Below are 13,615 nucleotides of genomic sequence, written 5' to 3'. Positions count from 1 at the left end.
CCATGTCTGCAACTGAGATCCAGTCCCCGCGCAGCGGACAGATCGGCGGCAAGCCCGAGTCCGGCAAGATCGCCCCGAAGTACCGCCGCAACGGTAGCTCGCGCGGCAACTTCGAAATGCTGGCCTGGCTGTTCATGCGTCTTTCCGGCGTGGTCCTGGTTGTGCTGATCTTCGGCCACCTCATCGTGAACCTCCTGGTGGGCGAGGGCATCCACGCCATCGACTTCGGCTTCGTTGCCGGCAAGTGGGCAGATCCTTTCTGGCAGTTCTGGGACCTGGCCATGCTGTGGCTCGCCATGCTGCACGGCACCAACGGCGTGCGCACCATCATCAACGACTACGCCGAGAAGGACTCCACCCGCTTCTGGCTCAAGATGGTCCTCTACGCAGCCTCCGCCGTCATCATCATCCTCGGCACCCTGGTGATCTTCACCTTCAACCCGTGCCCGGTCGTGGACGGCGTCCAGCTGCCCGGCGGCTTCTGCCCCGCGTAGCATTCCGTGGCGGCCCGCCAGCCATTGGCGGGCCGCAATTTTTTGCGGAGACGGCTCAGACCGCCCGCTGTTTTATTGCGAATTTTGAGAGAAAGAGCGTCTGGTATGCAGGTCCATAAGTACGACGTCGTCATCGTCGGTGCCGGTGGCGCCGGGATGCGCGCCGCGATCGAGTCCGGTCAGCGTGCGCGAACAGCAGTACTGACCAAGCTGTACCCCACCCGCTCCCACACGGGTGCGGCGCAGGGCGGCATGTGTGCAGCCCTGGCCAATGTCGAGGAAGACAACTGGGAATGGCACACCTTCGACACCATTAAGGGCGGCGACTACCTGGTTGACCAGGACGCCGCCGAGGTCATGGCCAAAGAGGCCATCGACGCGGTACTGGACCTCGAGAAGATGGGCCTGCCGTTCAACCGCACGCCCGAGGGCCGCATCGACCAGCGCCGCTTCGGCGGCCACACCCGTGACCACGGCAAGGCTCCGGTGCGCCGCGCGTGCTACGCCGCCGACCGCACGGGCCACATGATCCTCCAGACCCTCTACCAAAACTGCGTCAAGCACAACGTTGAGTTCTACAACGAGTACTACGTGCTGGACCTCCTGACCGTGGAGGAAGACGCAGTACGCGAGGACGGCACGCCGTTCAAGCAGAAGCGCGTTGCCGGCGTCGTGTCCTACGACCTCGCCTCCGGCGAGCTGCACGTGTTCCAGGCCAAGTCCGTGGTGTTCGCCTCCGGCGGCGCCGGCAAGGTCTTCAAGACCACCTCCAACGCCCACACCCTGACCGGTGACGGCATGGGCATCGCGTTCCGCCGCGGCATCCCCCTGGAGGACATGGAGTTCTTCCAGTTCCACCCGACCGGCCTCGCAGGCCTGGGCATCCTCCTGTCCGAAGCCGCCCGCGGTGAAGGCGCCATCCTGCGTAACTCCGAAGGTGAGCGCTTCATGGAGCGCTACGCGCCGACCATTAAGGACCTCGCCCCGCGTGACATCGTGGCCCGCTCCATGGCCAACGAAGTGCGTGAAGGACGCGGCTGCGGACCGAACAAGGACTACGTGCTCCTTGACCTGACGCACCTTGAGCCGGCCCACATCGACGCCAAGCTGCCCGACATCACCGAGTTCGCCCGCACCTACCTCGGCGTGGAGCCCTACACCGAGCCGGTTCCCGTCTTCCCGACGGCGCACTACGCCATGGGCGGCATCCCGACGAACATCACCACCGAGGTCCTGCAGGACAACGACACCGTGGTCCCGGGCCTCTACGCCGCCGGCGAGGTCGCCTGCGTTTCCGTGCACGGCTCCAACCGCCTGGGCACCAACTCCCTGCTGGACATCAACGTGTTCGGCAAGCGCGCCGGCATTGCCGCCGCAGAGTACGCCAAGACGGCTGACTTCGTGGAGCTGCCGGAGAACCCGGAAGCGTTCACCATCCAGCTGCTGGATGTGGCCCGCAACTCGAACGGCACCGAAAAGGTCTCCGCGATCCGCAAGGAACTGCAGGACACCATGGACGCCAACATGCAGGTGTTCCGCACGGCAGACACGCTCAACCAGGTCCTGAAGGACATCGAGTCCTTCGAGGAGCGGTACACGCGCATCAACGTCCAGGACAAGGGCAAGCGCTTCAACCTTGACCTCCTGGAGGCCGTTGAGCTCGGCTTCCTGCTGGAGCTGGCCAGGGTTATGACGGTTGCTGCCCTGCACCGTGAGGAATCCCGCGGCGGCCACTTCCGCGAGGACTTCCCGGACCGCGACGACGAAAAATTCATGAAGCACTCCATGGCGTACAAAGAAGACCACGCACCGGCCGACGGTTCCGCGGAGGAAGCAATCGCCGGAGTCCGGCTTGCCACCAAGCCGGTTGTCTTTACGCGCTACGAGCCGATGGTGAGGAAGTACTAATATGTCCGCTGAACTTGCTGAGCCAGCCTCCAAGATCGAACTTCCCGCCGGTGTTGGCGGCGGCGGGGAAATCCCGACGTTCGACATCACCCTGCGCGTGCGCCGCTACGACCCCGAGGTTTCCGCCGAAGCCCACTGGGACGACTTCAAGCTGACCATGTACGGCACCGACCGCGTTCTGGACGCCCTGCACAAGGTCAAGTGGGACTTGGACGGCAGCGTCTCCTTCCGCCGGTCCTGCGCCCACGGCGTCTGCGGTTCCGATGCCATGCGCATCAACGGCCGCAACCGCCTCGCCTGCAAGACCCTGCTGAAGGACCTGGACACGTCCAAGCCCATCACCGTTGAGCCCATCAAGGGCCTGCCGGTGGAGAAGGACCTGATCGTGGACATGGAGCCGTTCTTCCAGTCCTTCCGCGAGGTCATGCCGTTCCTCATCAACAAGGGCCACGAGCCCACCAAGGAACGCCTGCAGTCCGCCGAGGACCGTGAGCGCTTCGACGACACCACCAAGTGCATCCTGTGCGCGGCGTGCACCTCCTCCTGCCCGGTGTTCTGGACCGATGGCCAGTACTTCGGCCCGGCAGCGATCGTGAACGCCCACCGGTTCATCTTCGACTCCCGTGACGATGCCGGCGACATGCGTCTGGAGATCCTCAACGACAAGGAAGGCGTGTGGCGCTGCCGCACCACCTTCAACTGCTCCGAGGCCTGCCCCCGCGGCATCCAGGTCACGCAGGCCATCGCAGAGGTCAAGCAGGCCATTCTGGCCCGCAAGATCTAACACCGTTTACCAGCGGACGTAACGGACGACGGCGTCGCTCACCTTGTACGGGAAACGTACGGTGGGCGGCGCCGTCGTCGTTTTCCCAACAAAGCCATTCGCATCACACGAAAGGGGACGCCGTGTCCCGCTCCGAAAAAGTCTCGTTCGAAGGCACCACCGGTGAACTGCTGTCCGGGATCCTCGACGTGCCGGACGGTCCGGTGAAGGGCTGGGGCGTCTTTTCGCACGGCTTCACGCTGGGCAAGGACAGCCCCGCGGCGTCCCGGATGTGCAAGGCCCTGGCCGACAACGGGATCGGCATGCTGCGCTTCGACAACGTTGGCCTCGGCGGCTCCGCAGGGCAATGGTCCGCAGGGTCCTTCAGCCACAAGGTGGCGGACACCGTCCGCGCGGCGGAGTACATGCGGGCCGAGGGCCGGGGCATCTCCCTTCTGGTGGGGCATTCCTTCGGCGGCGCCGCCGTACTCGCGGCCGCGTCTGAAATCCCGGAACTCGATGCGGTCGCCACGGTCGGGGCGCCCTTCTCCCCCAAACACGTCGCCCACGTCTTCGATGCGGCGCTCGACAAGATCCTCAGCGAAGGCAGCGCCGAGGTGGATCTGGGCGGCAAGCGCGTAGAGATCCGCAGGCACTTCGTGGAGGATCTCGAGAACGCCGACCTCACGGACTGCATCCGGCGGCTGCACAAGCCCCTGATGGTCCTGCACTCCCCCACGGACAACACCGTGGGCATCGAGAACGCCAGCACGATCTTCCAGACCGCCCGGCACCCGCGGAACTTCGTCTCGCTGGAGGGCAGCGACCACCTGCTGACCGGCAAGGGGCAAGCCGCGCGGGCGGCGAAGATTATCGCGGCGTGGGCCGACCAGTACCTCGACGCCGGACACTGACGCCCACGGGGCGCGGGTGCTCGGCCGGGTGGTGCCGCTCCACCGGTGTCTTTCCGGGCTGCACCTGCCGTGACCCCCAGCCGGTGGTTTTGGCTGCCGGAGAGGCCTTCAGGTCCTCCTCGCGGATGGCCGACCAGGACGCGGAAACCAGGTAGACCTGGCTGACCAGGTTGAACCAGATCAGCAGGCCGATGATGATGGCAAACGGTGCCAGGATGGGGTTGCGTCCGGCCCCGGCGAGCAGTTCGGTGCTGAAGACCTGCAGGACCGTGGTGCCGACGCCGGCGAGGATGGTTCCTTCCAGCAGCGCCTGCCGGGAGAGCTTCAGGCCGCCGGCCAGGCGGAACATGATGAGCGCGGTGATCCAGTTCAGGAGCAGCGGTACGGCGATCTTGATCAGCGCCGCCACCGGCCCCGCCACGGCCGGGTCCAGCCGGAGCTGCTCCATCGCCCAGCCCGCCGCGGTACCGAACACGAGGGACGCACCCGAGCTGATGACCAGGGCGACGCCGAGCAGCAGCAGCGTTCCGGCGTCGTGCAGTTTGAGGACCACGGGGTTGAGCTTGCGCGGGCCCAGCATCATCACTCCGCGGAGCCCCTCCCGGAGTCCGGCGATCCAGCCCAGGGACGTAATGACGGTAACGACGGCGGCGATCACTGCCGTCCAGCCAAGACCGTCGGGGTTCAGGAGATCCCTGGGGTCCACCAGCCCGTCACTGCCCTTGACCTTCAGCAGCCCTGGGGCGCTCTCGGCCACGCTGGCGGTAATCCGGTCCAGGAGCGCCGGCTGGCCGCGCAGCGCCAGCCCTGCGATGGAGAACCCGGTGGCCAGCAGGCCGGTAATGGAGAAGAACATGTTGAAGCCGGTGCCGGCACTCATCAGCGGGCCGTGCTGCCGCGTGTAGTGCTGCCAGGCCCGCATGGGGCGGAAGGCGTTCAGCCGGGCCTGCAGGAACTGGACCAGGGCCATGAGCCGGGGGAAAGTCCCCTGGCCGGACCTCCGGGCTTTGCCCCACTCCACCTGTTTGCGGATGACCTCCAGCTTCAGTTGGGCACGCTCAGTGGGGAGCGGTGGCTCCGTCGGTGTTTGTTGCTCGGAGGGCGTCCCGTTCGTCGTCTGGTTCGGTACCAAAGTCAAACTCTTCCCGTAGCTGCCAAATACCGCCGGTGTCGTGCTCGTAGAGTCCCATGCTAACCACCGGGAAGGTGGCCCTGTAGTCTTTCAGCACCGTTTCCGCCTCATCGAGGCTCTCCGGGGCGACGTCGTGGGCAATGGTCACATGGGGATGGTAGGCAAAGGGCAGCTCACGTTCGAGCGGTCCGGTCTGGAGCTTTTCGTGGAGGTCAACACACTCCTGGAAGCCCTCCTCGACTTTGATGAAAACCACCGGGGAGACGGGCCGGAAGGACCCCGTTCCGCAGATGGTCACCATGAACGGGGCCTGCGTCCGGGCCACCTCCCGCACGTGCTCCCGGGCCGCTTCCCAGTCGTGCGTGGGCGTGGTGGTGACGAGCGTGATGTGGGCCGGGATCACGGTGGCCATGGGATCCCCGAAGGACGCCCGCCACCGCTGCAGTTCCTCGGCAATTTCAGGCGGGAAGGCCAGAATGACGCCGAGGCTCATTCCGTTGCTGACTCCGCTGTTGGCGGGCTTGGGGGCCGGCATCTTGCTAGCGGGCTCCGGCATATGGCAGGAAGCCGGTCTTGGCATAGACGTCTGCGAGGGTGGCAGAGGCGATCGCACGGGCCTTGTCGGCACCCAGGGCAAGCAGCCGGTCAAGTTCGGCCGGGTCCGCCAGGAGTTCGTTGGCGCGGTCACGGATGGGGGTCAGCCGCTCGGTCACCACCTCGGCCAGATCCACCTTCAGGTGGCCGTACATCTTGCCTTCGTAGGCGGCCACCAGCTGGTCGACGGTCTGCCCGGTGATGGCCGAGTAGATGGTCAGCAGGTTCGACACGCCGGGCTTGGTTTCCCGGTCGAACCGGATGTCGGTCTCCGCGTCGGTCACGGCGGACTTGATCCGTTTGGCGATGACCTTGGGGTCATCGAGCAGGTTGATCAGGCCGTTGGGCGACTCTGCGGACTTGGACATCTTGGCGGTGGGCAGCTGCAGGTCATAGATCTTGGCCGATTCCTTCTGGATGAAGGGCTCGGGAACGGTGAAGGTGTTGCCGAACCGGGTGTTGAACCGGGCGGCGAGGTCGCGGCTGAGTTCCACGTGCTGGCGCTGGTCCTCCCCCACCGGCACGCCGTGCGGCTGGTAGAGCAGGATGTCCGCGGCCTGCAGGATGGGATAGGTGAACAACCCCACACTGGCGTACTCGGAGCCCTGCCGGAGCGCCTTGTCCTTGAACTGGGTCATACGGGACGCTTCGCCGAAGCCCGTGATGCAGTTCAGGACCCAGGCCAACTGGGCGTGTTCGGGCACCTGGGACTGGACGAACAGGGTGCACTTGTCCACATCCACGCCACCGGCGATGTACTGCGCGGCCGTGACGCGCGTCCGCCGGGCCAGCTCCGCGGGATCCTGGGGAACGGTGATCGCGTGCAGGTCCGGGATGAAGAAGATGGCGTCGTACTCATCCTGCATCCGCACCCAGTTCACCAGGGCGCCGAGGTAGTTGCCAAGGTGCAGGGAGTCGGCGGAAGGCTGCATGCCGGAGAGGATGCGGTGCCGGATTCCGGCCTCTGGCGGGGTGCCGTTGGCTGCTTCGGGCTGCGCGGCTGCGGCGTCGGTCACGGTAGGGGTGGAGGTCATTCGTCAGGAGCCTTAGGAACTAGAGCCGGTAGTCCACTACCAGCGGGGCATGGTCAGAGAAGCGGGTGTCCCACGAGGGCGCCCGGTCCACGACGGCCGAAACTGCTGCGGCCGCGAGGGCGGGGGTGGCCAGGTGGTAGTCGATGCGCCAGCCAGTGTCGTTGTCGAAGGCCTGGCCGCGCTGCGACCACCAGGTGTAGGGGCCGTTGACGTTGCCCGCCAGGCCCCTGTGAACATCCTTCCAGCCGATCTCCTCACCGAAGAAGCGGTCAAAGTAGGCGCGCTCCTCCGGCAGGAAGCCGGCACGCTTGACGTTGCCCTTCCAGTTCTTGATGTCCAGCTCGGTGTGGCCGACGTTCAGGTCACCGGTGACCAGGGCGTGGTCGCTGTGCTTGGTGAGCTCGGGCAGACGCGTGCTCATGACATCCAGGAAGCGGTATTTGTCCTCCTGTTTGGGGGTGCCGGCCTCGCCGGAGTGCACGTAGGCGCTCACGACGGTCAGCTGGGAGGCGTTGCCTTCGGCGTCGCGGACCCGGAAGTCCGCCTCCACCCAGCGGCCGGCCGTGGCGAAGTAGTCATCGCCGATGTGGTCACGGGTGACGAGGGGCTCCTCGCGGGAGGCGATGGCCACGCCGGCGCGGCCCTTGGCCTCGGCTTCGGCGTGCAGGATGTGCCAGCCTTCGCCGATGAGCTGGCGCACGACGGCGTCAGGGGCCCGGACTTCCTGCAGTGTCAGGATGTCCACTTCGCGGGTCGCCAGCCATTCGGCCATGCCCTTTTTGTAGGCAGCGCGGAGGCCGTTGACGTTGACTGTTGCGATGCGAAGGTGGTCCTTCTTCAATGCCGAGCTCACCCGTTCCACTCTAGTCGATGATGGTTCCGGTCACGGGCTCGCCGGAGCCGCCGGACGACTTGATCATGTCACGGGCGTTGGTGGCGGTGATTTCGATGGTCTCGAGGGCACGGTGGATCGTGTCCTGGTCCGCGGCTGCGCCCTTGGCGCGCTCCTGCTCCACCACGCGCACCTGCACCTGCACGATCTTGAAGGAGTGGTCCAGCTTCATGTCCCGGATCTCCTCCGCCTCGCCGCGTTCACGGACCAGGCGGGTACCGCCGTGGTCGGCCGAGACGGTGGAGGGCGCGCGGCCGGTGGCGGCGTTGAACGCGTTGTGCGCCTCGTTGATCTTGGCTCCGGCCTTCTTGGCCGCCCGCTGGATGCTGAAGACCACGAAGGAGGCGAGCGCCAGCCAGAACAGTGCGATGACGGCAACAACCCAGCCGACGACGTCGTTCTGGTTGGCGGCGAAGATCACGGCCACCAGGAAGGCGGTGATCAGGACCAGCAGGCCCGGACCGCTGATGCGGAACATGGAGAATCCGCCCCGGCCGGGGGTGGATGACGACTTGGAGCTGCCCAGAGATTGCATGAAGCTATTCTCTCAAATCCCCGGAGCGCCCCAGGACGCTTCCACCGGCGGCGAACACCTGCCTACTTCAGGAACAGGCTCCGCAGCCTCCCGGTGGTGAGCATGAGGCCCAGGACGATCATCACCAGGTAGTAGCCGATGTGGATGGCCGTGGCCGGGGTGAAGGCGGCAGCGCTGATCTGCCGCAGCAGTTCCACGCCGTGCCACAGCGGCATGGCCTGGATCAGCCACTGGATGTACTCGGGGTAGACGCTCAGCGGATAGAAGGTGGCGCTGAAGAGGAACATCGGCAGCATGATGAAGTTCACCCAGTCCATCTGCTGGAAGGTCTTCATGAAGCTGGTGATGCCCATGCCGAAGCTGGCGAACCCGAAGGCGATCAGCACCGAGGCCGGAATCATCAGCAGTGCCCACGGGGTGGTGATCAGGCCCATCAGCCCCATGACCGCCGTGAACCCGGTGGCGTACAGCAGGCCGCGCAGCAGCGCCAGGAAGATCTCGCCGATGGCCACGTCCAGCGGGCCGAGCGACGTGTACAGCATCCCCTGGTAGAGCCTGGCGAAGTTCATCTTGAAGAAGACGTTCCAGGTGGAGTCGTACACCGCCCCGTTCATGGCCGAAACCGCCAGGAGCGCCGGTGCGATGTACGCCGCGTAGTTGATCTCCTGGCCGCCCGGCCCGGTGACGGAGCCAACGACGGCGCCCATCCCGACGCCCATCGAGATCAGGAACAGCACCGGCTCGAAGAACCCGGACAGCATGACCAGCCAGTTGCTGCTCTTGGTGGCCATCAGCCCGCGCCCGATCACCGCACGGGCGTTGCGCGAGTACAGCGGGCCGAAGCGCCGGTTCCGGGCTTCCTCCGTGACGGCGTGGCCCTGGGTCAGGACTGTCACTGTCCCATCCTCCTGACGAATTGGCGCTTGGTGAGGACCCAGCCGAACCAGGCCAGTGCCAGCAGGAACACGACATGGATGATGGTCAGCACCGGGGATTCCTCGTAGCCGAAGGTCATCACCCGGCCCAGTTCCGTGCCGTGCCAGATGGGCGAGATCCAGCCGATCCAGCGGACCAGGACGGGCAGCGTGTCCAGCGGGAAAAACGTGCCGGAGAACAGGAACAGCGGCATGACGATGAACCGCATCACCATGGCGAACTGGCCCTTGTCCTCCTTGATGGATGCCGCGTACGCCATGAGCGGCAGGCCGAACGAGAGCCCGGCCAGGGTTGCCACCAGCACGGAGCCCCATCCCCAGCCACTGGGTGACGCGCCGAACATGGCCACAATGACGAAGTAGATGACGGACTGCAGCAGGAACCGCAGTGTCACCGCGATGATCTGCCCGGCAGCGATCTGCTCAGGGGTCAGCGGGGAGGCGTGCGGACCGTAGTAGACCCTGCGCCATTTGAAGCCGTCCATGACCGGGAACGTGAACTCGTTGGCTGCGGTCATGACCGCGGCGGACACCAGCAACGCCGGGGCGATGAAGGCGATGTAGCTCACCCCGCCGAACGCGGAGACGGTGTTGGTGTCCACCAGCGTGGCCAGGCCGACGCCCATCGCGAACAGGTACGCTGCGGGCTGGCCCACGCTGTACAGGAAGATGGACCAGCCGTACCCCTTCATGACGCGCAGGACCTGCTCGGCGTAGTAGAAGGCGCCCCAGCGCCGCGCCTTGGCGGCCGACACCCCGGGTGGGTGGGCGCGCAGGGTGCGTCCCGCCGTCGGCAGCTCAGTCAACGAGGCTCCTGCCGGTGAGCCGGAGGAACACGTCCTCCAGCGAGGACCTGCGCACCAGCGAGGTCAGCGGCCGCAGCCCGCGCGCGGAGACTTCCTCCAGTGCCGCCTCGCCGTCGTGGGTATAGATCAGCACGCGGTCCGGGAGTGTTTCCAGGCGTTCGCCGATGCCCCCGAGCTCGGCACCGATACTGGCGTTGCGCTCCGACCCGAACCTCAGCTCCAGGACCTCGCGGGTGGAGTAGTCCCGGATGAGCGCGGCCGGTGAGCCTTCCGCCATGATCCGGCCCTTGTCCACCACGATCAGCCGGTCGCAGAGCTGCTCCGCCTCATCCATGTAGTGCGTGGTGAGGATGAGCGTGACGCCCTGCTCCTTCAGCCGGAACAGCCGGTCCCAGAGAATGTGCCGTGCCTGCGGGTCCAGGCCCGTGGTGGGCTCGTCGAGCAGCAGGATGCGGGGCTCGTTGATGAGTGAGCGCGCGATCGTGAGGCGGCGCTTCATGCCGCCGGACAGGGCATCCACCTTGGACTTGGCTTTATCCGTCAGCTGCGCGAACTCCAGCAGCTCGTCGGCCTTGGGTTTGAGGTAGCTCATGGGCAGGCCGAAGTAGCGTCCGTAGACCAGCAGGTTGTCCCGGACCTTGAGTTCCTCGTCCAGGTTGTCCTGCTGCGGCACCACACCCAGGTGTGCGCGCACCTCGGGACCGTTCTGCTCGGGGTCCAGCCCCATGATGGTCAGGTTCCCGGAGGTCCGCTGGGACACCCCGCCGATCATTTTCATGGTGGTGGACTTCCCCGCGCCGTTGGGGCCGAGCAGCCCGAAGGACTCCCCCGCCGGGACGCTGAAGGAAATGCCGTCGACGGCGGTGACGTCGCCGTACGTCTTGGTCAGGCTCTCTGCGGTAATCACGTACCGCGGCGCGGCGGGCACGGCGCCGGGTTCTGTCTGGTTGGTGGGCCCTGTCTCGTTGGCGGGTACAGGCTTCTTGGACGTTCCTTCGGCGGAATGGAGTTCGGGCACCCCATTACGCTAGTACGCGGCACGGGCCAAAGGAATAGCTAAATCTCAAAAAACCCGGACCCAACGCGGGGTCATCTGACCCCGCGTTGCGGTAGGTGTTACCTGCGGTTCCCCCGGGAGTCCCCGCTTGAGTCGCCGCCGAGGACCTCCAGGCGCTGGCGGTACTCGGTCTCGTCAATTTCGCCGCGTGCGTAGCGCTCCCGCAGGACACTTTCACCGCCGCGGGCCGTGGCCCACTCGTGGTTCCTGCGCCAGGTGCGCCGGGCGAAGAAGATGAACAGTCCGATCACCAGGATCCAGAACAGCGGGAACAGCAGGAACCATGGCGAGAATCCGGTGCCCCACGGGCCGGTGCCCCAGGGACCGTGGGCGACGGGATCGGCCAGCAGCTGCGCGGACTGGACCGCGAAAGTGGCGGCTAGGGATGAAGTCATGTCATGCTCCCAGAATCTCGGTAAGGGCCGTCTTTCGGCTCTGCTTCGAGTCTTGTCGTCCGACGGCGGCGGGTCGTCCGACGGCGGGAGTCACCTTGGGTGCCCCGCGTACTCCGCAGGGAGTCCTGCCCCTGCCGCCTTCGAGGGGACCCTCTCTCAGAACCGATTCCTCACGGAAACCGGCACCGTATGTCTTCCTTCGCGCGGTCATCTGAATGCGAGGCTCCCATCAAGCTGTCTCACAAATCCATACGGCCGCACCCGGAAACCCGCAGGAAGTGAGAGAGCATCGTTTGGTGCTGCCCTAACCCGCCCAGCCGGGCCGCACGAGCCCCGATTCGTAGGCCAGCACCACCAGCTGTGCCCGGTCGCGGACCAGCAGCTTGGTCATGATGCGTGATACGTGGGTCTTGGCCGTGAGGGGCGTGATCACCAGGCGTTCCGCGATCTCCGCGTTGTTCAGCCCCTCGCCCACCAGCCGCAGGACCTCGCGTTCACGTTCGGTGATGTTCTCCAGCAGAACCGGGGCCGCCGTCGCCCGGGACTGCAGCGCCAGCTGGGCCATGATGCGCCGGGTGACGGACGGCGAGAGCAGGGCGTCGCCGTCGTGGACCACGCGGACGGCGCGGAGCAGCTCCTCGGGCTCGGTGTCCTTCACCAGGAACCCTGCTGCGCCCGCCCGCACCGCCTCCGCGATGTATTCGTCCAGTTCGAAGGTGGTGAGGATGATGACGCGGGTGCCTGTCAGGTTCTGGTCCGCCATGATTTTCCGGGTGGCCTCCAGCCCGTCCGTCTCGGGCATCCGGATGTCCATCAGCACCACATCCGGACGTTCGCGTGCGGCGAGGCGGACGGCGTCGCGGCCGGTGCCACACTCGGCCACCACCTCCATGTCCGGTTCGGCGTTCAGGAGGGCGCGAAAGCCGGCGCGGATGAGGGTCTGGTCATCGGCCAGCAGGATGCTGATCACCGCGCCTCCCGTTCCGGTCCGGGCATGGCCGGCGGTGCGGCCGGCGGAATCACGGCCCGGACCCGCCAGCCGGGACGTAGAGGCGACAGGTGCAGCGAACCGCCCGCGGCGGCCGCCCTCTCCCGCATCCCCGTCACTCCGTTGCCTTCCGGCACCCCGGCGGCCCCGGCGCCGTCGTCGTCAATGGTCACGGTGAGCTGCCTTCCGGCGTCCGCCGCCGGCGTCGTGCCCTCCAAAGCGAGAACGACGGCGGCCTTCCGGGCGCCGGAATGCCGCACCACGTTGGTGAGCGCCTCCTGGACGATCCGGTACGCCGCTTCCTGCACGGCGTCCGGAAGCTGATGCACAGCGGCCGCCTCCGGCTGGGTCAGGCTGACCTCGAGCCCGGCGCGGCGGGCGTCGTCGGCGAGCCCCGGGATCCGGTCCAGCCGCGGCGGCGGTGCCGGACTCAGCGGGGCGTCCTCGCGGAGCACGCCCAGGAGCTGGCGGACCTCGGCCAGCGAATCCTTGCTCGCCGCCTTGATGGCTTCCAGCGCGGGGCGGAACTGGGCGGGGTCCTTCTCCCCCAGATGCAGCGCCACCGAGGCACGGACGTTGATCAGCGACAGGGAGTGGGCCACGACGTCGTGGATGTCCCGGGCGAGGGCCAACCGGTACTCGTCACGGGCAGCCTGCTCGCGGGCCTCGTGCTGGCGGCGGCGTTCCGCCACCCGTTCGGTGCGCAGCCGAACGCCCTCGCCCATCAGCACCAGGATGGCCAGCCACGAGGTGCCGGCGAACGCCCGGACCAGGGCGAACTCGTCGCCACTGCCCGCCGCGCCGGCCACCAGGACGGCTGCGCAGGCGGCGGCCACGGCCCAGGTCTGCCAGCGCTTGCCGGCAGCGGCGGACAGCACGATCGCCAGCGCCAGCGACAGGAACACCGGACCCCACGCATAGCCAAGGGCCAGGTACGCCACGACGGACGCCGCCGCGGCCGGAAGCATCACGAGCGGGGCACGGCGCCGCAGCGACAGGGAGGCCGGCCCCGCCAGCAGCAGCACGAACGCGATGGCATCCAGCGGCCGGTGGTCCGGCTGCCGGGCGGAGGCGAACACGGTGCCCACCACCTCGAAGACGGCCACGGCAACCACGATGGCTGCTGTGGGCGGTCCCCGGAAACGGCGCTGCATAGGTCCGAGCCTAG

At 66.8% G+C, this 13,615-nt stretch carries 15 protein-coding genes; 4 read left to right on the top strand and 11 right to left on the bottom strand.

Going from position 1 to position 13,615, the window contains the following annotated elements; genetic code table 11:
• Positions 1-2 precede the first annotated feature (2 nt).
• From ABRP34_RS20545 to ABRP34_RS20530, 4 genes are all read left to right on the top strand, one after another.
• Positions 3-494, top strand: a complete 492-nt coding sequence (locus tag ABRP34_RS20545; protein ID WP_003798094.1) for a succinate dehydrogenase hydrophobic membrane anchor subunit — start codon at positions 3-5, stop codon at positions 492-494.
• Positions 495-599: 105 nt separating this feature from the next.
• A complete protein-coding gene (gene sdhA / locus ABRP34_RS20540; protein ID WP_353711593.1) occupies positions 600-2,402 on the top strand; it encodes a succinate dehydrogenase flavoprotein subunit in 1,803 nt (600 codons plus the stop codon).
• Position 2,403: 1 nt separating this feature from the next.
• Positions 2,404-3,186 (top strand): succinate dehydrogenase iron-sulfur subunit, encoded by a 783-nt coding sequence (locus ABRP34_RS20535; RefSeq protein ID WP_353711592.1) that lies wholly within the window; start codon positions 2,404-2,406, stop codon positions 3,184-3,186.
• Positions 3,187-3,308: 122 nt separating this feature from the next.
• Positions 3,309-4,079 (top strand): alpha/beta hydrolase, encoded by a 771-nt coding sequence (locus ABRP34_RS20530; RefSeq protein WP_003798098.1) that lies wholly within the window; start codon positions 3,309-3,311, stop codon positions 4,077-4,079.
• Here ABRP34_RS20530 and ABRP34_RS20525 read toward each other — a convergent pair.
• From ABRP34_RS20525 to ABRP34_RS20475, 11 genes are all read right to left on the bottom strand, one after another.
• The gene (locus ABRP34_RS20525) at positions 4,036-5,100 is read right to left on the bottom strand and encodes a YihY/virulence factor BrkB family protein (RefSeq protein WP_353713425.1); all 1,065 of its coding nucleotides are present in this window, start codon (positions 5,098-5,100) and stop codon (positions 4,036-4,038) included. The genes ABRP34_RS20530 and ABRP34_RS20525 overlap by 44 nt on opposite strands.
• Before the next feature lie 37 nt (positions 5,101-5,137).
• Positions 5,138-5,746: a 2'-5' RNA ligase family protein gene (locus ABRP34_RS20520; RefSeq protein ID WP_353711591.1), complete on the bottom strand. Its 609-nt coding sequence runs from the start codon at positions 5,744-5,746 to the stop codon at positions 5,138-5,140.
• A 4-nt stretch (positions 5,747-5,750) separates the two neighbouring features.
• Positions 5,751-6,737: a tryptophan--tRNA ligase gene (trpS, locus tag ABRP34_RS20515; protein WP_139023217.1), complete on the bottom strand. Its 987-nt coding sequence runs from the start codon at positions 6,735-6,737 to the stop codon at positions 5,751-5,753.
• A gap of 121 nt (positions 6,738-6,858) precedes the next feature.
• The gene (locus ABRP34_RS20510) at positions 6,859-7,692 is read right to left on the bottom strand and encodes an exodeoxyribonuclease III (protein ID WP_353711590.1); all 834 of its coding nucleotides are present in this window, start codon (positions 7,690-7,692) and stop codon (positions 6,859-6,861) included.
• Between the two features lie 10 nt (positions 7,693-7,702).
• Complete coding sequence (locus ABRP34_RS20505; RefSeq protein WP_353711589.1) at positions 7,703-8,266, bottom strand: hypothetical protein; 564 nt, start codon at positions 8,264-8,266, stop codon at positions 7,703-7,705.
• A 62-nt stretch (positions 8,267-8,328) separates the two neighbouring features.
• Complete coding sequence (locus tag ABRP34_RS20500; RefSeq protein WP_353711588.1) at positions 8,329-9,162, bottom strand: ABC transporter permease; 834 nt, start codon at positions 9,160-9,162, stop codon at positions 8,329-8,331.
• Positions 9,159-10,007 carry an ABC transporter permease gene (locus ABRP34_RS20495; RefSeq protein WP_353711587.1) on the bottom strand — a complete coding sequence of 283 codons (849 nt, stop codon included), beginning with the start codon at positions 10,005-10,007 and terminating at the stop codon, positions 9,159-9,161. The genes ABRP34_RS20500 and ABRP34_RS20495 overlap by 4 nt, the downstream gene beginning before the upstream one ends.
• Positions 10,000-10,935 carry an ABC transporter ATP-binding protein gene (locus ABRP34_RS20490; protein ID WP_353713424.1) on the bottom strand — a complete coding sequence of 312 codons (936 nt, stop codon included), beginning with the start codon at positions 10,933-10,935 and terminating at the stop codon, positions 10,000-10,002. Before ABRP34_RS20490 ends, ABRP34_RS20495 begins: the two co-directional genes overlap by 8 nt.
• 188 nt (positions 10,936-11,123) lie before the next feature.
• Complete coding sequence (locus tag ABRP34_RS20485; RefSeq protein ID WP_353711586.1) at positions 11,124-11,459, bottom strand: SHOCT domain-containing protein; 336 nt, start codon at positions 11,457-11,459, stop codon at positions 11,124-11,126.
• A gap of 304 nt (positions 11,460-11,763) precedes the next feature.
• Positions 11,764-12,429, bottom strand: a complete 666-nt coding sequence (locus ABRP34_RS20480) for a response regulator transcription factor (RefSeq protein ID WP_353711585.1) — start codon at positions 12,427-12,429, stop codon at positions 11,764-11,766.
• Positions 12,426-13,601, bottom strand: a complete 1,176-nt coding sequence (locus ABRP34_RS20475) for a sensor histidine kinase (RefSeq protein ID WP_353711584.1) — start codon at positions 13,599-13,601, stop codon at positions 12,426-12,428. The genes ABRP34_RS20480 and ABRP34_RS20475 overlap by 4 nt, the downstream gene beginning before the upstream one ends.
• Between the last annotated feature and the right edge of the window lie 14 nt (positions 13,602-13,615).

Origin of the sequence: Arthrobacter sp. K5 (assembly GCF_040448525.1) — a bacterium.
In the GTDB taxonomy this organism is placed as follows: domain Bacteria; phylum Actinomycetota; class Actinomycetes; order Actinomycetales; family Micrococcaceae; genus Arthrobacter; species Arthrobacter globiformis.
This window is presented reverse-complemented; position numbering and strand designations above follow the sequence as displayed.